Origin of the sequence: Pseudomonas sp. PHC1, from assembly GCF_046487845.1 — a bacterium.
In the GTDB taxonomy this organism is placed as follows: Bacteria; Pseudomonadota; Gammaproteobacteria; order Pseudomonadales; family Pseudomonadaceae; genus Aquipseudomonas; species Aquipseudomonas sputi.
In genome coordinates this window covers 80,260-99,542 of sequence record NZ_JBJXHJ010000015.1, presented here as the reverse complement: position 1 = coordinate 99,542, position 19,283 = coordinate 80,260, and the positions used below count along the sequence as shown (strand labels likewise).

Here is a 19,283-nt window from a genome sequence, read left to right as displayed (position 1 = left end):
CGATTAAGCTAGCGGGCATCTGTTACTCGTCCGTAGCGTTTGGCCGAAGGCTTGTCCGAACCGTAATTTCTGATCCAGTACGTGCCAGGAACGGCGCGGGATTGTCCACGACAGGTTGTATTTATGCACCGCAGGAATTTGCTCAAAGCGTCCATGGCCATTGCGGCTTATACCGGCCTTTCCGCCTCCGGCCTGCTCGCCGCACGCGCCTGGGCCGCCTCTGGCGGTGCCGCCGACGGTGAAGCCCAGGCCTTCGACTTCGAATCGCTGAAACGTCAGGCCAAACAACTGGCCGGCAGCGCCTATCAGGACACCAAACAGGTACTGCCGCCGACCCTGGCGACCATGACCCCGCAGAACTTCAACGCGATCCGCTACGACGGCGAACATTCGTTGTGGAAGGAAAACAAGGGTCAGCTCGATGTGCAGTTTTTCCACGTTGGCATGGGGTTCCGTCAGCCGGTGCGCATGTACAGCGTCGATCCCAAGACTCGCACGGCCCGCGAGGTGCATTTCCGCCCTCAGCTGTTCAACTATGAAAACACCTCGGTCGACACCCAGCAGCTCAAGGGCGACCTGGGTTTTGCCGGCTTCAAGCTGTTCAAGGCGCCGGAACTGGATCGGCATGACGTGGTGTCGTTCCTCGGCGCCAGCTACTTCCGCGCGGTGGATGCCACTGGCCAATATGGCCTCTCCGCCCGTGGCCTGGCCGTCGACACCTACGCCAAGAAGCGCGAAGAATTTCCTGACTTCACCAAGTTCTGGTTCGAGACCCCGGATCAGAACGCGACCCGCTTCGTGGTCTACGCCCTGCTCGACTCGCCAAGCGCGACCGGTGCCTATCGCTTCGACATCGATTGCCAGGCCGAGCGCGTGGTGATGGAGGTCGATGCCCACATCAACGCCCGTACCGCCATCGAACAACTGGGCATCGCCCCGATGACCAGCATGTTCAGCTGCGGTACTCACGAGCGCCGGATGTGCGACACCATTCACCCGCAAATCCATGACTCGGATCGTCTGGCCATGTGGCGCGGCAACGGCGAGTGGATCTGCCGCCCGCTGAACAACCCGGCGACCCTGCAATTCAACGCCTTCGCCGACACCGATCCGAAAGGTTTCGGTCTGGTGCAGACCGACCACGAATTCGCCAACTACCAGGACACCGTCGACTGGTACAGCAAGCGTCCGAGCCTGTGGGTAGAACCTACAACCGCGTGGGGCGAAGGCTCCATCGATCTGCTGGAAATTCCTACAACCGGCGAAACCCTCGATAACATCGTCGCGTTCTGGACACCGAAAAAACCCGTGGCCGCCGGCGACTCGCTGAACTACGGCTACAAGCTCTACTGGAGCGCCCTGCCACCGGTCGGCACGCCGCTGGCGCGAGTGCACGCGACCCGTTCGGGCATGGGTGGATTCGTTGAAGGCTGGGCACCGGGTGAGCACTATCCGCCGGTCTGGGCCCGCCGTTTCGCTGTGGATTTCACCGGTGGCGGTCTGGATCGCCTGCCGCAGGGCACCGGAATCGAACCGGTGGTGACCTGCTCCAACGGCAAGGTGCAGGACTTCAGCGTACTGGTGCTGGATGACATCAAGGGCTACCGGATCCTGTTCGACTGGTACCCAACCAATGACAGCGTCGAGCCAGTTGAGCTGCGACTGTTCATCCGCACCAACGATCGCACGCTGAGCGAGACCTGGTTGTACCAGTACTTCCCGCCAGCGCCGGACAAGCGCAAGTATCCTTGATGCCTTGAGCCGTCAGGCCAACGGGCAGTACAGGTGAATATCGTGGGGTTCCAGATCAAATAGCTCGGGGTCCGGTTGCTCCAGCAACCGGCAACCCTGGCGCTGATAGAACTCCACGGTATTGCGCGACTCGGTCGCCGAGATGTACAACGCCTCGGCGCCGACCTCCCGGCCATGCTTGCAAGCCAAAGCAAACAACCGCCCGCCCAGCCCCTGGCCACGCCAGGCACGGCTGATGTGCAGAAACTTCAACTGCCGCATGTTCAGGCCCTGATGGTGCATAACCCGGTTATCCACAACCACTGCCGCCACCAGTGTCTCGCCATCGAAAAGCCCGTGTAGCCATCCGCCGCTGCGCCAGCATTTTTCCAATACCCGCGCATTTTCCTCCGCCTCCCCTTCGGGCCAGCCGCGCATGTCGAAACGCGCCGGATACAGAATCAACTCACCGTCTTCCACGCGATAGCACTCCTCGACCAACTCGCTGCGGTCGATCAGCGCCAGCAGCGGCAAGTCGGATTCCGTCAGTTCTCGTTCGATCAACATGCGATCCATTCCTTTGCAATTCCAAACGACAGGCAAGAAAAAACCCGCCAGTTCAACGGCGGGTTTTATAGGCGTTGCGACCGGTCGGAATCAATCCCGCAGATCAGACTCGTGAATCGGCTGATCCCGATGGGTCGCACGTTGATACTGCGCCGGCCACACCGCTTTGCGGCCGCCCAGGTCATCGTCGGCATGCAGCGGCCAGTACGGATCACGCAACAGCTCGCGGGCGAGGAAGATGATGTCGGCCTGGCAGGTTCGCAGGATGTGCTCGGCTTGCGCAGGCTCGGTAATCATTCCCACGGTGCCGGTGGCGATGCCTGACTCCTTGCGCACCCGCTCGGCAAAGCGCGTCTGATAACCCGGCCCCACGGGGATTTCGGCGTTGGCTGCCGTGCCGCCCGAGGACACATCGATCAGGTCAGCCCCCAAGGCTTTCAGGCGGCGCGCCAGTTCCACGGTTTCATCCGGGTTCCAGCCGTCCTCAACCCAATCGGTGGCCGACAGGCGCACGAACACCGGCAACTCTTCCGGCCATACGGCGCGTACCGCCTCGGTCACTTGCAGCACCAGACGAATACGGTTTTCGAACGAACCACCGTACTGGTCGCGGCGCTGATTGCTCAGCGGCGAAAGAAACTGGTGCAGCAGATAACCGTGTGCCGCGTGCACCTCGACCACACTGAAACCGGCGGTCAGCGCACGTTTGGCGGCGGCTACGAAATCCTGAATGACCTGGGCGATCTGCCCTTCATCCAGTTGTTTGGGTTGGGTGTGTTGCGGGTCAAAGGCAATCGGTGACGGCCCGACCGGCGTCCAGCCACCGTCCTCCGGTTTGACGCTACCGTGCTTGCCGATCCACGGCCGATGGGTGCTGGCCTTGCGCCCAGCGTGGGCCAGTTGAATGCCGGCCACTGCACCCTGCGCATTGATGAAACGGGTGATGCGTTGCAGCGGTGCGATCTGTTCGTCGTTCCACAGGCCCAGGTCTTCGGCGGTGATCCGCCCGTCGGCCGTGATCGCCGTGGCTTCAGTGAATACCAGACCGGCGCCCCCCACGGCACGGCTGCCGAGGTGCACCAGATGCCAGTCGTTGGCCAGGCCATCGACGCTGGAGTACTGGCACATGGGCGACACGGCGATGCGGTTGGGCAGGGTCAGTTGGCGAACGGTAAAGGGTTCCAGCAGCAGACTCATGGGGCACCTCTCAAATCAGTGGGCAGGCTCCAGGGTTCTGTTTGAAAAGTCGACGAGTGACAGGAAAAAGGTACAGCACCCGCCCCCGCGGGCAAAAAAATCGACAAGACGTCACAAGGCCAATCAAGCAGTGCTTAGAGCCTAGTCGACATCCGGGGATGAGGGAGGGTTCAGAGTGATTCTGTGTGTGTGAGTCCGCGTTCGCGAGCAAGCTCGCGAAGGGGTCAACGCGGTTCGATGTGGGCGATCATCAGTTGCACGGTTTCATTGCCGCGAAACTCGTTGAGGTCGAGTTTGTACGCCAGTTCGACCCATTTGATCGTCGGGTTCGGCCAGATATCGCGATCAATACCGAAGGCAATGCCATCGAGCTTCACCGAGCCGCATTCAGTCTTCAGCACCACTTTCAGGTGCCGCTCCCCGACCACCCGCTGCTCGACCAACTGGAACACGCCGTGGAACAGCGGCTCGGGGAAATGCTGGCCCCACGGCCCGGCGTGACGCAGGGCCCGAGCCAGTTCCAGATGAAACTCCTCGACCGCCAGTGTGCCATCCGACAACAGGCGCCCGGTCAGGTCTTCTTCACGAAGCTGCCTGCGCACTTCGGCGTCGAAGGCCTCGGCGAACAACGGAAAATGCTCCTGCGGCAAGGTCAGCCCTGCGGCCATCGCGTGGCCGCCGTACTTCGTGATCAGGTCCGGATGCTGCGCTGCCACCACGCTCAATGCATCGCGAATATGAAAACCCTGCACCGAACGCCCTGAGCCCTTGAGCAAACCGTCACCGGCATCGGCGAAGGCGATGGTCGGGCGGAAATAACGCTCCTTCATTCGCGACGCCAGAATACCGATGACACCCTGGTGCCATTCCGGGTCGAACAGGCAAAGACCGAACGGCATCGAATCGACCGGCAAGTCCTTGAGCTGAGCCAACGCTTCACGCTGCATGCCCTGCTCGATGGATTTTCGATCCTGATTCATGCCGTCCAGTTGCGCGGCCATTTCCCGGGCCAGCGCAGCGTCGTGGGTCAGCAGGCACTCGATGCCCAGGCTCATGTCATCCAGACGCCCCGCCGCGTTCAGGCGCGGGCCGACGATGAAACCGAGGTCGGTTGAGGTAATACGCGAGGCTTCACGCTTGGCCACCTCCAGGATCGCCTTGATCCCCGGCCGCGCCCGCCCGGCGCGAATCCGCTCCAGGCCCTGGTGCACCAGAATCCGGTTGTTGGCATCCAGCGGCACTACGTCGGCAACGCTGCCCAGCGCCACCAGATCCAGCAGTTCGCCGATGTTCGGCTGCGGCTTGCTCTCGTACCAGCCGAGGCTGCGCAGGCGTGCGCGCAAGGCCATCAACACATAGAAGATCACCCCGACCCCGGCCAGCGCCTTGCTCGGAAACGCGCAACCAGGCTGGTTCGGATTGACCAGCGCATCGGCCTGCGGCAGTTCATCGCCGGGCAAGTGGTGATCGGTGATCAAGACCTTCAAACCGTGACGCTTCGCTGCCGCAACGCCTTCAACGCTGGAAATACCGTTGTCGACGGTGATCAACAGTTGCGGCTCGCGGGTCATCGCGACTTCGACGATCTCCGGGGTCAGGCCGTAGCCGTATTCGAAGCGGTTGGGCACCAGATAATCGACGTGCGCCGCGCCCAGCAGGCGCAAACCGAGCACGCCCACGGTGCTGGCCGTCGCGCCGTCGGCATCGAAGTCACCAACGATCAGGATCCGCTGACGCTGCTCCAGCGCTGTCACCAGCAGGTCAACCGCCGCATCGATCCCTTTGAGCTGCTGGAACGGAATCAGCCGCGCCAGGCTCTTGTCCAGCTCCGCCTCGGACTGCACGCCCCGCGCCGCGTACAGGCGGGTCAGCAGGGGTGGCAGGTCACCGAGAAACGGCAGAGTGGCGGGCAACGGGCGAGGATCGATACGCATGGGGTGACAGGAGCTTCTCTTGAATACGTGGGATTTTTCGGGAGTAACGCGGACTTAACCGCGCTCGCCTTGCAGCCAGCTGAGCTGGACTTCGTGCTGGCCACGGTCGTCGGTGACGAAGATCGTGCCTTCGCTGATCATCACGTCCCACTTGATGACGCGAGGCATGTCCTTGGCCAGGGTTTCGAGCACCTCCTGCGGGACAGCGGCAATGTTGACGTTCTTCAGGTTTTTGATCGCCGGAATCACTTTGCCTTCCCAGACGCGCAGGCTGCCGTAGGCCAGCAGGCTGGTGCGTTCGGTGCGGCGCGAGCACCAGGTCAGGCGATCGGCGTCCGGCTGGCCGACTTCAATCCAGTGCAGGACACGATCATCCAGGCTCTTTTCCCACAAAGCAGGTTCATCCACGTCCGACAGACCACGACCGAACGACAGTTGCTCGTTGTACCAGAGCGCGTAGGCCAGCAGACGCACGGTCATGCGTTCTTCGGTTTCCGAAGGGTGGCGGGCGATGGTCTGCTTCACGTTCTCGTAGACGCTGCGGTCGAGGTCGGTGAGGTTCAGTTCAAATTTGTAGGTAGTGGACGGCTGGGCCATGAACGGGCTTCTTGATACGAGGAAAGTCGGCAAGTCTAACCGATGCTGTTGGCAATCCACGAATTGATGGCGATCAACCTTGCGCGACTGACAGCCGGCTATGTTAAAACGCTGTATCTGCTCAGCCTTGTCCTACAGGATCTCGCATGCCGTTCGCCAACAAACCGCTCAGCGGTCTGAAAGTCATTGAATTGGGTACTTTGATTGCCGGGCCGTTTGCCTCGCGCATTTGCGGCGAGTTCGGCGCCGAAGTGATCAAGATCGAGTCGCCGGACGGCGGTGATCCGTTGCGCAAATGGCGCAAGTTGTACGAAGGCACATCACTGTGGTGGTTCGTCCAGGCACGCAACAAAAAGTCCCTGACGCTGAACCTGAAACACCCCGATGGCCTGGCGATCCTGAAAAAACTGCTGGGTGAAGCCGACATCCTGATCGAGAACTTTCGCCCCGGCGTCCTGGAAAAACTCGGCCTGAGCTGGGAAACCCTGCACGCACTGAACCCGAAACTGGTAATGGTGCGCCTGTCCGGTTTCGGCCAGACCGGGCCGATGAAGGATCAACCAGGTTTCGGTGCGGTCGGCGAATCCATGGGCGGCCTGCGCTACATCACCGGTTTCGAAGACCGCCCGCCGGTACGCACCGGGATTTCCATCGGCGACTCGATTGCCGCCCTGTGGGGCGTGATTGGCGCATTGATGGCCCTGCGTCATCGCGAGGTCAACGGTGGCGTCGGTCAAGTGGTTGATGTGGCGCTCTACGAAGCGATCTTCGCCATGATGGAAAGCATGGTGCCGGAGTTCGATGTGTTCGGCTTCATTCGTGAGCGCACCGGCAACATCATGCCGGGCATCACGCCGTCGTCGATCCATACCAGCGCCGACGGCAAACATGTGCAGATCGGCGCCAATGGCGATGCGATCTTCAAGCGCTTCATGCTGATCATCGGCCGCGAAGATCTGGCGAACGATCCGACACTGGCCAGCAATGACGGGCGCGACAGCCGCCGCGACGAGTTGTACGGCGTGATCGACCGCTGGGTCAATTCGCTGCCGCTGCAAACCGTGCTGGATCTGCTGAATCAGGCCGAAGTGCCGGCCAGCCGGATCTTCAGCGCCGAAGACATGTTCAACGATCCGCAGTATCTGGCCCGGGAAATGTTCCTCCACGCCAAGCTGCCGGACGGCAAGCCCTTCAAGATGCCGGGCATTGTGCCGAAACTCTCTGAGACACCCGGCACGTCCGAATGGGTCGGACCGCAGCTCGGTGAACACAATGCGCAGGTACTCCACGATCTTGGCTACGACGAGAAGCAGATCGCCCGGTTGCGCGAAGACGGAGCCATCTGAGCTGAAGCGCCTGCCGCCCTCGGCCTCGAACCGCGCCCACCATTGGTGGACCTGGCGGTTGTTTGGCCTGTTATTCCTGCTGGTAGTGCCAGCGTGGGTGCAGGCCAAACCGACGTTGATCTGGCTGCTGCGCGACCTGCCGCCGCTGACGATCTTCGAAGGCCCGAAAAAGGGCCAGGGCGTAATCGATCAATTGATGCCGATGCTGATTGCCGGCATGCCGCAATACGAACACACCCTGATGCGGGTCAATCGCGCCCGCGGCAATCAAATGTTGCATGAACATCCGTTCGCCTGCGATCCGTCGCTGATCCGGAACAAGGAACGGGCGCAATGGATCGCGTTCTCCATCCCCGCGTTTCGTGCGGTCAGCAATGGTCTGGTGGTACGTCGGAGAGATCGCGAGGTGCTGGAGCCGTTTCTGATCGAGGGCGAAGTCGACCTGTCGGCCTATCTGGCCAACGGCGAGCGAAAAGTCGGCGTGGTCGCAGAACGCAGTTACGGCGAGTACATCGATACATTGCTGCATCAGGCACCGAGCGGCGCGCTGACGCCGCATTACGGCAACGATGCGCTCAGCAGCCTGCTGTCGATGCAGCGCCTGGGGCGTTTACAGGTGGTGCTGGGTTACTGGCCGGAAATCCGTTATCAGGCGCAGCAGGCCGAGATCGCCGAGGAGGAGTTGCTGTTCTTCCCGATTCGCGGCACGGGCAGGTACCTGTCGGGTCATGTCGGCTGCACCGATACCACGGCGGGTCGACAGGCGATCACTGAGATCAATCAGCTGTTGCGCACCCTGCCCCACGACCATCTGAACCAGCTCTATGCCGACTGGCTCGACCCCGAGAGGCGTCCGGATTATCTGGAACAGGCGCGAATTTTCTTTCAGCAACAAGCCACGCAGTGAAATCCGGGCAAAAAGAAACCCCGAGAAGTGGGGAGACGACTCAGGGTTAAACGTGGTCTGTATCAAAGACCCGTAGCAGCAAGCGACAAGCACAGGAGCACAATGCTTGATCCTGCTGTTACGGGGTCTGACTGATCCAGGTGCAGGAAGGTTCCCACAAATGAAAAATCAGTCTCAAAGGGCCGGGTACTTATCGAGCGCTGCGTTTCGCAACGCGGCGATCACACAGGGTTCCAGCCGGCCTTCGGCAATCAGGATGTCACGGTGCAGGCCGTCAACCACATCCGTCAGCTGGCGCTTGTCGCTCAATTGCGCCTGATTGAATTCGCGCTCCACCACGATCGCGCCGCTGCCATTCTTCAAGGTCACCAGGCATTCGCCATGGCGACCACGAGGGGTCAACGTCACCTGATACGGGCTCAGAGCCTCACCGAGCAATAGACTGATACTTTCCATCTCGATCTCCACTCAATAGTCCGAAAACACAGTGTCTGGGGCGTGTTCACAGTAAATGACCACCGGCCCGAGAGGAAAGTTCTGCTTGTCGCCGGCCTCTCCCGGAGCGTCACCGGCTATCGGAGCATGCATGGGGAAGATGACAGAAAAACAACCGTGGCGGCTCAGGCGTCGACGGAATGCCTGGGGAGGGTCATGTAGGCATCCAGCAGCGCCCTCATCAACACCGCCGAGACCGGCGTGTGCAGCCGGCCCAGCAAGGTGATCCGGTGAGCGCCCAGCAAGGTTTCCAGATCGTCCAGCAGGCTGGGTGCCACGGCCCCCAACAGAATCATCGCCCGCGCTTGCTGTCGGTCGGCCAGATGCCGGATCAGCGCCAACCCGTCACCGTTCTGCAATTGTGGATTGCACAGGGTAATGTCGACGGCTCCGCGACGTTCCAGTGAGCGCTTTGCCGAGCCCAGCGACGGTGCGGTCAGAACATCGTAGATACCGATGGCGTTGAGCATCTGGTGCAACGCCATCAGCTGGAACGGATTGGGTTCTAGAATCAGAATCTTGAGCGAGCGCATGGGACGACCTCTGGAGCGACAATCGCGGATTCACGCCGCAGTGGTCTGTCACTCTAGGGCAGTCGTCCTAAGCCTCCCATCAGAAAAGGAATCGCGGTTTATAGGACTTTTCCCATCTTCAATGCAGACATTGACACCCACTCTCCTTCCGCCGCTCGGTGATGTCCGTCCACCCTCCAAGCAGGCCACGCAGTTTTCCATCGGCACTGTAAAACGGCACTGTCCACTGATAGATCTGACGGGGACCGCTCTTGAACACCAACTGCCGTTTGCTGAAACGTGTTTTACGAGTGCCCAGCTGCGCCATGAATTCCTCATGCAGCATCAATGCCGTGGCCTGTGGAAGCGCATCGATCTCGAACAGCATCCGGCCCTGGACCTGCTCCAGCCGAACCGACAGTGCATCTTCATAACTGCGGTTGCACATGATCAACCGCCCCTGCAGATCGCGAACGAATACGGGGTCGGGCATCGCATCGATCAGAGCATGTTGAAAGGCCAGTTGATCACCCAGATCCTTTTCGGCCGCACGCCGCTGTTTGACTTCGGCCGCCAATCGACGGTTCCACAGCAAGGGCAATAGCCCGAACACGCCGAGCCCGCCCATCGCCCAGCACCCCCACTTGATCAGGAGCGAGCTGATCGAGGGTTCCGGAGCAGGAGAAATGCCATCCAGCCATTTCAGGCGCATGGCACGCAGTTCGGCCGCCGAGAAAGCGCCCAGCGCCTTGTTGAGGATGCTCACAAGCTCGGGCAGGCCTTTGCGTACCGCCAGATGATCGGCCTCCCACTTGCCCTCCACGAGACCACCGACCTTGAGCAGGCCGGAGGGAAACAGCTGAGCGCCGATCTCGTTTTCGATAGTGGCGTAGGCCTCCCCACTCTCGACCAGCGCCCGAGCCTCGGCATAGGTCTTGACCGAGCGGATCTGGATCGAGGGGTAGTCGCGTCGAATACTGTCCTCCAGCGCATGCCTGGCCGGCAGAACCAACACCCGGCTGGCCAGCGTTTCGAGCGACTGTATCGCCGGCTCGCCCGAATGCCCGACGAATACCCAGCCGGCACCGCCGAACGCGTGACTGAAGTCCAGGAATGCCTTGCGCTCGTCATTCATTGCCAACGTCGTGCTGATGTCGGCCACGCCACTCTGGAGCCGCTCCAGCATGTGATCGGTGGAAAACGACTCCTGATGGACGAACTGCAAGCCGGTCATGGCGCTGATGTGCGTGAGCACATCGTTGTTCAAGCCGCTCCACTGACCATGTTCGTCCTGAAACAGATACAACGGGTATTGCACCGATGCGACCGTCACCCGGGGATTGTCCCGAATCCACTGACGCTCATTTTCATCCAGCTCGATGGGCTGAACGCTCCTCCCCTCTTCGGAATGCTTCGCCAGATGGGCGGCTTCGGTCAACGGCGACACTTCGAAGCCCCCCAATAAAAACAACCAGCACAGAGCTGCTCTCAATCCTGAAAAAAACCGCATTGCCACATCCTTCGTCATCGACTCGCCCGTCCTTCGTGGGCGAAACGCGCGCAGTGTGGCATGCAAAAACAAGAAAGCCCGTCAGGAGACGGGCTTCAAAATGTGACAGCTTTGCGGGCTTAAAGAGGCTTGCCGCGGTTGCCATGCTGACTGACAAAGGCCTGCACGGCTTTCAGCTCGTTTGGCAGAACGGTGCAGCGCTCTTCTCTCTCAAACAAATCAGAAAGATGTGCAGGTAGTTCGAGAGCTTTTCCTACGCCGGCTTTCTCCACCGCGTCCGGGAACTTGACCGGATGCGCCGTACCCAGAATCACCATCGGGATATCCAGGCTGCGACGGCATTCGCGTGCAGCTTTGACGCCGATGGCGGTGTGCGGATCCAGCACTTCACCGGTCTGTTCAAAGACCTCGGCGATGGTTTCGCAGGTTTGCGCATCGTCCACGGCCAGCGAGTCGAACAGTTTGCGCGCTTCGGTCCAGCGTTCCTGTTCGACGCTGAAGCCGCCGCCCTGTTTGAACGAGTCCATCAGCCCGGCAATTACCGCGCCATTGCGACCGTGCAGGTCGAACAGCAGGCGTTCGAAGTTCGAAGACACCATGATGTCCATCGACGGCGACAGCGTGGCGTGCAGGGTTTCCTTGACGTACTGGTTGCCGCTCATGAAGCGGTGCAGGATGTCGTTGCGGTTGGTGGCGACGATCAACTGATTGATCGGCAGGCCCATGTTGCGCGCCAGGTAGCCGGCGAAGATGTCGCCGAAGTTGCCGGTCGGCACCGAGAACGACACCGAACGCGCCGGACCACCCAATTGCAGGGCCGCGTGGAAGTAGTAAACGATCTGGGCCATGATCCGCGCCCAGTTGATCGAGTTCACTGCAACCAGACGGGTGCCCTTGAGGAAACTCTGGTCGGCGAAGCTGGCCTTGACCATTTCCTGGCAGTCATCGAAGTTGCCTTCGATGGCGATGTTGTGGATGTTCTCACCGAGGATGGTGGTCATCTGCCGACGCTGAACCTCTGACACACGGTTGTGCGGGTGCAGGATGAAGATGTCGACGTTTTCACAATGCTTGCAGCCTTCGATGGCCGCCGAACCGGTGTCACCGGAGGTGGCGCCGACGATCACCACGCGCTCGCCGCGCTTTTCCAGCACGTAGTCGAGCAAACGGCCGAGCAGTTGCAGGGCGAAGTCCTTGAACGCCAGGGTTGGGCCGTGAAACAGCTCCAGCACCCATTCGTTGCCGTTCAGCTGACGCAGCGGCGCAACGGCGTTGTGGGCGAACACACCGTAGGTTTCTTCAAGAATCTTTTTGAAATCGGCATCCGGAATGCTGCCGGTGACGAACGGGCGCATGACGCGGAAGGCCAGCTCGTGATACGGCAGGCCGGCCCAGGAAGCGATCTCTTCCTGGGTGAAGCGTGGCAGGTTTTCCGGGACATACAGACCGCCGTCGGTCGCGAGACCGGCCAGCAGGACGTCTTCGAAATTCAGGGCCGGTGCCTGGCCGCGGGTACTGATGTAACGCATGACTGACTCCAATGGACAGTGTTCACGACACCGGCCCCACTGGCGGGACCGGTGAAGGAGATCGGCTTAGTTCAAGTGCTCGACACGGATCCGCACAACCGGACCGACCACGCCCGCCAGCGCTTCAAGGGCGGCGATCGCATCGTTGATGTGCTGTTCCAGCACACGGTGGGTCAGCAGGATCATCGGCACCAGGCCGTCGTGCTCCTCGACTTCCTTCTGCATGATCGACTCGATGTTGATGCCGCGCTCCGAGAGGATGCTCGCCACCTGAGCGAGTACGCCCGGATGATCCTTGGCCTGAATGCGCAGGTAGTAGGCGCTTTCGCAGGCTTCGATCGGCAGGATCGGGTGGGCCGACAGCGAGTCCGGCTGGAAGGCCAGGTGCGGCACGCGATTTTCCGGATCGGAGGTCATGGCGCGAACCACATCCACCAGATCCGCGATGACCGACGAAGCGGTTGGCTCCATGCCGGCGCCGGCACCGTAGAACAGAGTCGAACCAGCCGCGTCGCCGTTGACCATCACCGCGTTCATCACGCCGTTGACGTTGGCGATCAGACGATCGGCCGGGATCAGCGTCGGATGTACGCGCAGCTCGATACCGGCGGCGGTGCTGCGTGCCACGCCCAGGTGCTTGATGCGGTAGCCCAGCGCTTCGGCGTAGTTCACGTCGGCGGTGGTCAGCTGGGTGATGCCTTCGGTGTAAGCCTTGTCGAACTGCAGCGGAATACCGAATGCGATCGATGCCAGGATGGTCAGCTTGTGCGCGGCATCGATGCCTTCGACGTCGAAGGTCGGATCGGCTTCGGCATAGCCCAGTGCTTGGGCCTCGGCCAGCACGTCTTCGAAGGTGCGACCCTTCTCGCGCATTTCGGTGAGGATGAAGTTACCGGTGCCGTTGATGATCCCGGCGACCCAGTTGATACGGTTGGCGGACAGGCCTTCACGGATCGCCTTGATCACCGGAATGCCGCCGGCTACCGCCGCTTCGAATGCCACGATCACGCCTTTCTCGCGTGCCTTGGCGAAGATTTCATTACCGTGAACGGCAATCAGAGCCTTGTTCGCGGTGACCACATGCTTGCCATTCTCGATGGCCTTGAGTACCAGCTCGCGGGCAACGGTGTAGCCGCCCATCAGCTCTATGACGATGTCGATCTCAGGGTTCGTGGCCACTTCGAAGACATCGTTGGTAATCGCAATACCGGTCGTCTGGAACTGAGGCTTTGGCGTGCGCATGGCAATTTGTGCCACTTCGATTCCACGCCCGGCACGACGAGCAATTTCCTCGGCGTTGCGCTGAAGTACGTTGAAGGTTCCGCCACCGACGGTCCCTAACCCACAGATGCCTACTTTGACCGGTTTCACTGTGAACTCCCCATAAAACGGCCGACACGAGGCCGGCCGTGAAAACAACCGCAGGTTCGCGGCTCTCTGTTGATGGCCCGGCAATCCAGCCGCCGGACCACGCTCGTCAACGCCTGAACGTGACGATGCGAATTACTTCGCGCCCAGCGCCAGTTTGGCGACTTGTGGCGCAGGCTGGTAGCCCGGAATGACTTGTCCGTCGGCCAAAACGATGGCCGGTGTGCCGTTCACGCCGATCGACTGACCGAGGGCGAACTGTTTGGAAACCGGGTTATCGCACTTGGCGGCCTTGATTTCCTTGCCATCGACCATTTTGTCCATGGCGGCTTTCTTGTCCTTGGAGCACCACACGGCTTGCAGCTGTTCGTCACCCGGCGAGCCCAGGCCTTGGCGCGGGAACGCCACGTAGCGCACTTCGATGCCGCGCTTGTTCAGCTCGGGCACTTCGGCGTGCAGCTTGTGGCAATACGGGCAGGTGGTGTCGGTGAACACGGTGATGTGCGACTTGGTTTCGCCCACGGCCGGGTAAACCACGGTCTCGGCCACCGGGATCGCATTGATCAGTTTGGAAATGCCCAGGCGCTCGGTCTTCTCGGTCAGGTTGACCGGTTTGCCATCCTTGAGCTGGAACATGTAGCCCTGAACGATGTACTGGCCGTCGGCGCTGGCGTAGAGCACGCGGCTGCCCTTGAGCTTGACTTCGTACAGGCCCGGCAGCGGGCTGGCGGTGATGGTGTCCACCGGCACGTCGAGCTGGAGGTTTTCCAGGCTTTGGCGAATCGCTTTGTCGGCCGCGTCATCGGCGACGGCAAAGGTGCTGACCAACGCAATGGCTGCGGCGGCGAAAATCTGGGTCAGACGCATGAGAACTCCTGAAGGCGGACAAATGGAACGATCAGAACGCCCGTGCCGGAACACCGGGTCATAACCGCCCATCGTGCAAACCGGCAAAGCCTACCACATAAGGCTGGCGTGGCCGAATGCGCCTGTCGCAAGACAGAATGCGCTCAGCCGCGCGGGTGATGCTTGGCATGCAGATCCTGCAAACGCGCCCGGGCGACGTGAGTGTAGATCTGCGTGGTCGACAGGTCGCTGTGGCCCAACAGCATCTGCACTACCCGCAAGTCGGCGCCATGGTTGAGCAGGTGTGTGGCAAACGCGTGACGCAAGGTGTGCGGCGACAGCGACTTGCCGATCCCGGCGACCTTGGCCTGATGTTTGATACGGTGCCAGAAGGTCTGGCGAGTCATCTGCTCGCCGCGCTGACTGGGAAACAACACATCGCTGGGACGCCCGCCCAGCAACTCGCTGCGACCGTCGCGCAGGTAGCGCTCGACCCAGACAATCGCTTCCTCCCCCATCGGTACCAGCCGTTCCTTGCTGCCCTTGCCCATCACCCTCAACACACCCTGACGCAGGTTGACCTGCTCCAGGGTCAGGCTGATCAGCTCGGTGACACGCAGCCCACAGGCATAAAGCACTTCGAGCATGGCGCGGTCGCGCTGGCCGATGGCTTCGCTCAGATCCGGCGCCTTGAGCAGCGCTTCAACGTCGGCTTCCGACAGGGATTTGGGCAACGGCCGACCGAGCTGGGGCATATCAACACGCAAAGTCGGATCAACCGAAATCAGTTTTTCCCGCAGCAGGTAGCGATAAAAACCACGTACGCCGGAGAGAAATCGCGCGGTAGAGCGCGGTTTGTAGTTCTGTTCCAGACGCCAGGCCAGGTGATCGAGGATCAGTTCGCGACCGGCATTGATCAGTTCGAGACCTTTCTCCTGCAACCAGCCGTTGAACAGCGCGAGATCACTGCGGTAGGCGTTGCGAGTGTTGTCGGAGAGACCTTTCTCCAGCCAGAGGGCGTCGAGAAACTGGTCGATGAGTGGGTGGTCGATGGCAGGCATGGGCGCTCAAGACACGCAGGTTTGGCACTGCGCGCAAATAAAGAGTGAACGGTTGAAAAGGCCGCTAGTCTTTCATAGCCCGCTATTTCAAGGAACAGGGAGCCTCAATGAACGAGCAGCAAATTCTGTTGGCTTTCGGCGGTATCGGCGCTGCTGCGCTGGGCTGCCAATGGCTCGCCTGGCGCCTGAAGCTGCCGGCGATTCTGTTTCTGCTGCTGACCGGCATTCTGGCGGGCCCTGTGCTGGGCTGGCTCGATCCGCAGGAAATGTTCGGCCCGCTGTTGATGCCATTGGTGTCGCTGGCGGTGGCACTGATTCTGTTTGAAGGCAGCCTGACCCTGCACCTGTCGGAATGGCGCGAGATCGGCAGCGTCGTGCATCGGCTGGTCACAGTCGGCGCACTCTCGACCTGGGTTGTGATTGCAGTCGCGACCCACTGGCTGCTGGGCTTCGACTGGCTGCTCGCCATCCTGTTCGGCAGCCTGACCCTGGTCACCGGGCCGACCGTGATCGTGCCGATGCTGCGCGTGGTGCGGCCGAAGGCTTCGATCGCCAACATCCTGCGCTGGGAAGGGATTGTGATCGACCCGATCGGCGCGTTGCTCGCGGTGGTGGTCTACAGCTTCATCATCGCCAGCGCCGAGGGCCACGGTCTCAAGCAAAGCCTGCTGACCTTCGGCGGAGTGATTCTGTGCGGAAGTCTGTTCGGTGTGGCCGGCGGCTGGCTGCTGGGCACGATCATCCGTCGTCAGTGGCTGCCGGAATACCTGCACAACCTCGCGTCGCTGGCCGCGGTGCTGGGGATATTCATCGCCGCCAACCAGGCCGTGCACGAATCCGGTCTGCTGGCGGTGACGCTGATGGGTATGTGGCTGGCGAACATGAAGGGGGTGGATGTGCGGCACATCCTGCACTTCAAGGAAAACCTCAGCGTACTGCTGATTTCCGGGCTGTTCATCCTGCTGGCGGCGCGACTGGATCTTGACGCGCTGATCGGTCTCGGGCCGCTGGTACTGATTCTGCTGCTGGTGATTCAGCTGATCGCCCGACCGCTGAACGTGGTGCTGAGTACTGCGGGTTCCAGCTTGAGTTGGCGTGAACGTGCATTGTTATGCTGGATTGCCCCGCGCGGGATCGTCGCGGCGGCGGTTTCGGCGATCTTTGCGATTCGCCTGGATGCAGCGGGCCATGAAGGCGCGCTGTTACTGGTGCCGCTCACTTTCGCGGTGATCATCGGCACCGTCGTGCTGCAAAGTGCGACTGCCCGACCACTGGCGCGCCTCTTGAAGGTTGCGGAGCCTGCACCCAGCGGTTTCCTGATCGTCGGGGCGAACGGGCCGGCGCGCCTGCTTGGCAAGGCGCTGCAACAGCTGGGCAGCCGCGTGCTGCTGACGGATTCAAGCTGGGAAAATATCCGGCTCGCGCGCATGGATGGCTTGCCGACTTACTTCGGCAATCCGGCCTCGCAGCATGCCGATGCGCACCTGGACCTGGTCGGACTGGGGCATTTGCTGGCGCTGTCACCGTCGGGCGAACTCAACACGCTGGCCGCCATGCGCTTTCGACATGACTTTGGTCATCAACGCCTGTTCGGACTGGCCAGCGGTCAGGAAAGCCGTCGCAGCGACAAACACCGCGCCAGCCTCGAACATCGCGGCAATCAATTGGGGAGCGAGGCGCTGACTTACGCCAGATTCGCCAGCCAACTGAGTCAGGGTGCCGATCTGTACAGCACGACGCTCACGGACGGGTTTGGCTGGGACGATTACCGTGCGCTGCATGGCAACCGCGCGACGCTGCTGTTCATGCGCGACGACAGTGGCTGGGTGCATGTGGTCTCGCCGGAAACCGTGTTGAAGCCGGGACCGGGGTGGACGTTGCTGGCGCTGATTCAGCCTGAGCCCAGCGCCGCCGAATAAATGGAATCGCGGGCAAGCCCCACAGGTTTCATGTCGTGCACAATCTTCATGCTCGACACAGACACTGTCGGAGCTGGCTTGCCAGCGATAGCCGCGATGCGATTTCAGGTCAAGCAGCAAAACCCGGCAGCACGGGCACCGGACGCTTGTCATCATCGATCGCAACAAAGCTGAACTGCCCGTGAATGGCTTTCTCACGGCCGTCGCAGCTCATGCTTTCAACGAACACCTCCACCTCGACCTTGAGACTGGTGTTGCCGACCTTAATCACTCGCCCGACCAGTTCGACGATGGAGCCTGCCGGGATCGCGTGATTGAAGTCGATGCGATCGGTCGACACCGTCACCAACGGCAAACGGCAAAACCGCGTGGCGGTGATGAACGACACTTCGTCCATCCAGGCCAGCGCAGTGCCGCCGAAGAGCGTGTTGTGGTGGTTGGTGGTCGGCGGGAATACCGCCTTGGTCACGCGGGTCACCGAGAGCTCGGTGCGGCGTTCGATTTCTTGCTCGCGAGGGGTCATGGGTCAGGCCTGAAACGGAATGCTGTGGATAAATTGCGGGCAACAAAAAAGCAGCCCGTAGGCTGCTTTTTTCTGCATCGGAAGCTGGACTTAAGCCAGTTTTTCCTTGATGCGAGCTGCTTTACCCGACAGGTCGCGCAGGTAGTACAGCTTGGCTTTGCGTACGTCACCGCGACGTTTAACAGCCATGCTGTCGATCTGCGGGGAGTAGGTCTGGAAAGTACGTTCTACGCCAACACCGTTGGAGATTTTACGAACGGTGAACGCACTGTTCACGCCGCGGTTACGCTTGGCGATGACAACGCCTTCGAACGCTTGCAGACGGGAACGATCGCCTTCCTTCACTTTCACCTGAACGACGATGGTGTCGCCCGGGGCAAAGGTAGGGATTTCTTTGGTCATCTGCTCTGCTTCGAGTGCAAGGATGATTTTGTTGGTCATGCTGTGCTCCTAAGGTAAATCGTCTGATCTACCATCGATACGTTGTTAACTATCGTCCCGCTCGCGGATGTATTCCTCGAGCAGCTTCTTCTCTTCTCCAGAAAGCGAGCGGCTTTCCAGAAGATCGGCGCGTCGTTCATAGGTCCTACCAAGGGACTGCTGTAAACGCCAACGCCGGATATGCGCGTGATTGCCACTCAGCAACACGTCGGGAACACGCTGATCCGCATACACCTCAGGTCGGGTGTAGTGCGGGCAATCCAGCAGACCATCCGTAAAGGAATCTTCCTCAGCGGAATCCGCATGCCCTAAAGCTCCGGGCAGCAGTCGTGTAACCGCATCGATCATGACCATGGCCGGCAGCTCGCCGCCAGACAACACATAGTCACCAATCGACCACTCTTCATCGACATGAGCCTCAATAAAACGCTCGTCAATGCCTTCATAGCGACCGGCAATCAGGATCAATGCATCCGATTTCGCCAGTTCGCGTACCGCCGACTGAGTCAGTTGACGGCCTTGGGGGGACAGGTAAATCACCTTCGCCGCCTCCCCGGCTGCTGCCTTGGCCTGAACCAGAGCATCTTCCAGGGGTTTGATCTTCATCACCATGCCCGGACCACCGCCAAACGGGCGATCGTCCACAGTGTGATGCCGATCCGTCGTGTAATCCCGCGGATTCCAACAGGTCAGCTGCAAGAGCCCCTGTTTGACCGCACGACTGGTAATGCCGTACTCACTGATGGCCGAGAACATCTCGGGGAACAGCGTAATGACGTCTACGCGCAGGCTGGCCATTG

General features: G+C 60.7%; 18 protein-coding genes. 4 read left to right on the top strand and 14 right to left on the bottom strand.

Features of this window, described 5'->3' with window-relative positions:
- Window positions 1–123: 123 nt before the first annotated feature.
- Complete coding sequence (locus ACKJSM_RS18850; RefSeq protein ID WP_410238532.1) at window positions 124–1,752, top strand: glucan biosynthesis protein D; 1,629 nt, start codon at window positions 124–126, stop codon at window positions 1,750–1,752.
- A gap of 12 nt (window positions 1,753–1,764) precedes the next feature.
- Here ACKJSM_RS18850 and ACKJSM_RS18845 read toward each other — a convergent pair whose 3' ends face one another.
- From ACKJSM_RS18845 to ACKJSM_RS18830, 4 genes are all read right to left on the bottom strand, one after another.
- The gene (locus tag ACKJSM_RS18845) at window positions 1,765–2,298 is read right to left on the bottom strand and encodes a GNAT family N-acetyltransferase (protein ID WP_410238531.1); all 534 of its coding nucleotides are present in this window, start codon (window positions 2,296–2,298) and stop codon (window positions 1,765–1,767) included.
- A gap of 90 nt (window positions 2,299–2,388) precedes the next feature.
- Window positions 2,389–3,495, bottom strand: a complete 1,107-nt coding sequence (locus ACKJSM_RS18840) for an NADH:flavin oxidoreductase/NADH oxidase (protein ID WP_236178279.1) — start codon at window positions 3,493–3,495, stop codon at window positions 2,389–2,391.
- 224 nt (window positions 3,496–3,719) lie between these two features.
- A complete protein-coding gene (recJ, locus tag ACKJSM_RS18835; RefSeq protein WP_339485661.1) occupies window positions 3,720–5,429 on the bottom strand; it encodes a single-stranded-DNA-specific exonuclease RecJ in 1,710 nt (569 codons plus the stop codon).
- A gap of 54 nt (window positions 5,430–5,483) precedes the next feature.
- A complete protein-coding gene (locus ACKJSM_RS18830) occupies window positions 5,484–6,026 on the bottom strand; it encodes a YaeQ family protein (RefSeq protein ID WP_064593644.1) in 543 nt (180 codons plus the stop codon).
- A 146-nt stretch (window positions 6,027–6,172) separates the two neighbouring features.
- Here ACKJSM_RS18830 and ACKJSM_RS18825 point away from each other — a divergent pair, with 146 nt between their 5' ends.
- Both ACKJSM_RS18825 and ACKJSM_RS18820 read left to right on the top strand, forming a co-directional pair.
- On the top strand, window positions 6,173–7,372 hold the full coding sequence (locus ACKJSM_RS18825) for a CaiB/BaiF CoA transferase family protein (RefSeq protein ID WP_236178277.1): 1,200 nt from the start codon (window positions 6,173–6,175) through the stop codon (window positions 7,370–7,372).
- A complete protein-coding gene (locus ACKJSM_RS18820; protein ID WP_236178276.1) occupies window positions 7,299–8,279 on the top strand; it encodes a TIGR02285 family protein in 981 nt (326 codons plus the stop codon). The genes ACKJSM_RS18825 and ACKJSM_RS18820 overlap by 74 nt, the downstream gene beginning before the upstream one ends.
- A 174-nt stretch (window positions 8,280–8,453) precedes the next feature.
- Here ACKJSM_RS18820 and ACKJSM_RS18815 read toward each other — a convergent pair whose 3' ends face one another.
- The 7 genes from ACKJSM_RS18815 to xerD all read right to left on the bottom strand — a co-directional run bounded on the left by ACKJSM_RS18815 (window position 8,454) and on the right by xerD (window position 15,600).
- Complete coding sequence (locus ACKJSM_RS18815) at window positions 8,454–8,735, bottom strand: DUF3509 domain-containing protein (RefSeq protein ID WP_410238530.1); 282 nt, start codon at window positions 8,733–8,735, stop codon at window positions 8,454–8,456.
- A 164-nt stretch (window positions 8,736–8,899) separates the two neighbouring features.
- Window positions 8,900–9,307 carry a DNA-binding protein gene (locus ACKJSM_RS18810; protein WP_339485668.1) on the bottom strand — a complete coding sequence of 136 codons (408 nt, stop codon included), beginning with the start codon at window positions 9,305–9,307 and terminating at the stop codon, window positions 8,900–8,902.
- Window positions 9,308–9,425: 118 nt separating this feature from the next.
- On the bottom strand, window positions 9,426–10,796 hold the full coding sequence (locus tag ACKJSM_RS18805; protein WP_236178420.1) for a transporter substrate-binding domain-containing protein: 1,371 nt from the start codon (window positions 10,794–10,796) through the stop codon (window positions 9,426–9,428).
- A 119-nt stretch (window positions 10,797–10,915) separates the two neighbouring features.
- Complete coding sequence (gene thrC, locus ACKJSM_RS18800) at window positions 10,916–12,325, bottom strand: threonine synthase (protein ID WP_410238529.1); 1,410 nt, start codon at window positions 12,323–12,325, stop codon at window positions 10,916–10,918.
- A gap of 66 nt (window positions 12,326–12,391) precedes the next feature.
- Window positions 12,392–13,696 carry a homoserine dehydrogenase gene (locus ACKJSM_RS18795; RefSeq protein WP_236178273.1) on the bottom strand — a complete coding sequence of 435 codons (1,305 nt, stop codon included), beginning with the start codon at window positions 13,694–13,696 and terminating at the stop codon, window positions 12,392–12,394.
- A 132-nt stretch (window positions 13,697–13,828) separates the two neighbouring features.
- Window positions 13,829–14,560 (bottom strand): bifunctional protein-disulfide isomerase/oxidoreductase DsbC, encoded by a 732-nt coding sequence (gene dsbC / locus ACKJSM_RS18790; RefSeq protein ID WP_236178272.1) that lies wholly within the window; start codon window positions 14,558–14,560, stop codon window positions 13,829–13,831.
- A gap of 143 nt (window positions 14,561–14,703) precedes the next feature.
- On the bottom strand, window positions 14,704–15,600 hold the full coding sequence (xerD, locus tag ACKJSM_RS18785; RefSeq protein ID WP_339485673.1) for a site-specific tyrosine recombinase XerD: 897 nt from the start codon (window positions 15,598–15,600) through the stop codon (window positions 14,704–14,706).
- 107 nt (window positions 15,601–15,707) lie between these two features.
- Here xerD and ACKJSM_RS18780 point away from each other — a divergent pair, with 107 nt between their 5' ends.
- Complete coding sequence (locus ACKJSM_RS18780) at window positions 15,708–17,519, top strand: cation:proton antiporter (RefSeq protein ID WP_410238528.1); 1,812 nt, start codon at window positions 15,708–15,710, stop codon at window positions 17,517–17,519.
- 109 nt (window positions 17,520–17,628) lie between these two features.
- Here the strand turns inward: ACKJSM_RS18780 and ACKJSM_RS18775 are convergent, their stop codons facing one another.
- The 3 genes from ACKJSM_RS18775 to trmD all read right to left on the bottom strand — a co-directional run bounded on the left by ACKJSM_RS18775 (window position 17,629) and on the right by trmD (window position 19,281).
- Complete coding sequence (locus ACKJSM_RS18775) at window positions 17,629–18,042, bottom strand: acyl-CoA thioesterase (protein ID WP_011332614.1); 414 nt, start codon at window positions 18,040–18,042, stop codon at window positions 17,629–17,631.
- A gap of 90 nt (window positions 18,043–18,132) precedes the next feature.
- Entirely contained in the window at window positions 18,133–18,483 is a 351-nt protein-coding gene (gene rplS, locus ACKJSM_RS18770) for a 50S ribosomal protein L19 (RefSeq protein WP_003175895.1), read from the bottom strand.
- A 45-nt stretch (window positions 18,484–18,528) separates the two neighbouring features.
- On the bottom strand, window positions 18,529–19,281 hold the full coding sequence (trmD, locus tag ACKJSM_RS18765; protein WP_003221981.1) for a tRNA (guanosine(37)-N1)-methyltransferase TrmD: 753 nt from the start codon (window positions 19,279–19,281) through the stop codon (window positions 18,529–18,531).
- Window positions 19,282–19,283 lie beyond the last annotated feature (2 nt).

Coding starts and splice junctions, on each gene's coding strand:
- ACKJSM_RS18780 (WP_410238528.1), top strand. CDS start 15,708: ATGAACGAGCAGCAAATTCTGTTGGCTTTCGGCGGTATCGGCGCTGCT.
- ACKJSM_RS18805 (WP_236178420.1), bottom strand. CDS start 10,796: ATGCGGTTTTTTTCAGGATTGAGAGCAGCTCTGTGCTGGTTGTTTTTA.
- thrC (WP_410238529.1), bottom strand. CDS start 12,325: ATGCGTTACATCAGTACCCGCGGCCAGGCACCGGCCCTGAATTTCGAA.
- ACKJSM_RS18820 (WP_236178276.1), top strand. CDS start 7,299: ATGCGCAGGTACTCCACGATCTTGGCTACGACGAGAAGCAGATCGCCC.
- recJ (WP_339485661.1), bottom strand. CDS start 5,429: ATGCGTATCGATCCTCGCCCGTTGCCCGCCACTCTGCCGTTTCTCGGT.
- ACKJSM_RS18775 (WP_011332614.1), bottom strand. CDS start 18,042: ATGACCCCTCGCGAGCAAGAAATCGAACGCCGCACCGAGCTCTCGGTG.
- ACKJSM_RS18845 (WP_410238531.1), bottom strand. CDS start 2,298: ATGTTGATCGAACGAGAACTGACGGAATCCGACTTGCCGCTGCTGGCG.
- dsbC (WP_236178272.1), bottom strand. CDS start 14,560: ATGCGTCTGACCCAGATTTTCGCCGCCGCAGCCATTGCGTTGGTCAGC.
- ACKJSM_RS18825 (WP_236178277.1), top strand. CDS start 6,173: ATGCCGTTCGCCAACAAACCGCTCAGCGGTCTGAAAGTCATTGAATTG.
- ACKJSM_RS18840 (WP_236178279.1), bottom strand. CDS start 3,495: ATGAGTCTGCTGCTGGAACCCTTTACCGTTCGCCAACTGACCCTGCCC.
- rplS (WP_003175895.1), bottom strand. CDS start 18,483: ATGACCAACAAAATCATCCTTGCACTCGAAGCAGAGCAGATGACCAAA.
- ACKJSM_RS18850 (WP_410238532.1), top strand. CDS start 124: ATGCACCGCAGGAATTTGCTCAAAGCGTCCATGGCCATTGCGGCTTAT.
- ACKJSM_RS18830 (WP_064593644.1), bottom strand. CDS start 6,026: ATGGCCCAGCCGTCCACTACCTACAAATTTGAACTGAACCTCACCGAC.
- ACKJSM_RS18815 (WP_410238530.1), bottom strand. CDS start 8,735: ATGGAAAGTATCAGTCTATTGCTCGGTGAGGCTCTGAGCCCGTATCAG.
- ACKJSM_RS18810 (WP_339485668.1), bottom strand. CDS start 9,307: ATGCGCTCGCTCAAGATTCTGATTCTAGAACCCAATCCGTTCCAGCTG.
- trmD (WP_003221981.1), bottom strand. CDS start 19,281: ATGGCCAGCCTGCGCGTAGACGTCATTACGCTGTTCCCCGAGATGTTC.
- xerD (WP_339485673.1), bottom strand. CDS start 15,600: ATGCCTGCCATCGACCACCCACTCATCGACCAGTTTCTCGACGCCCTC.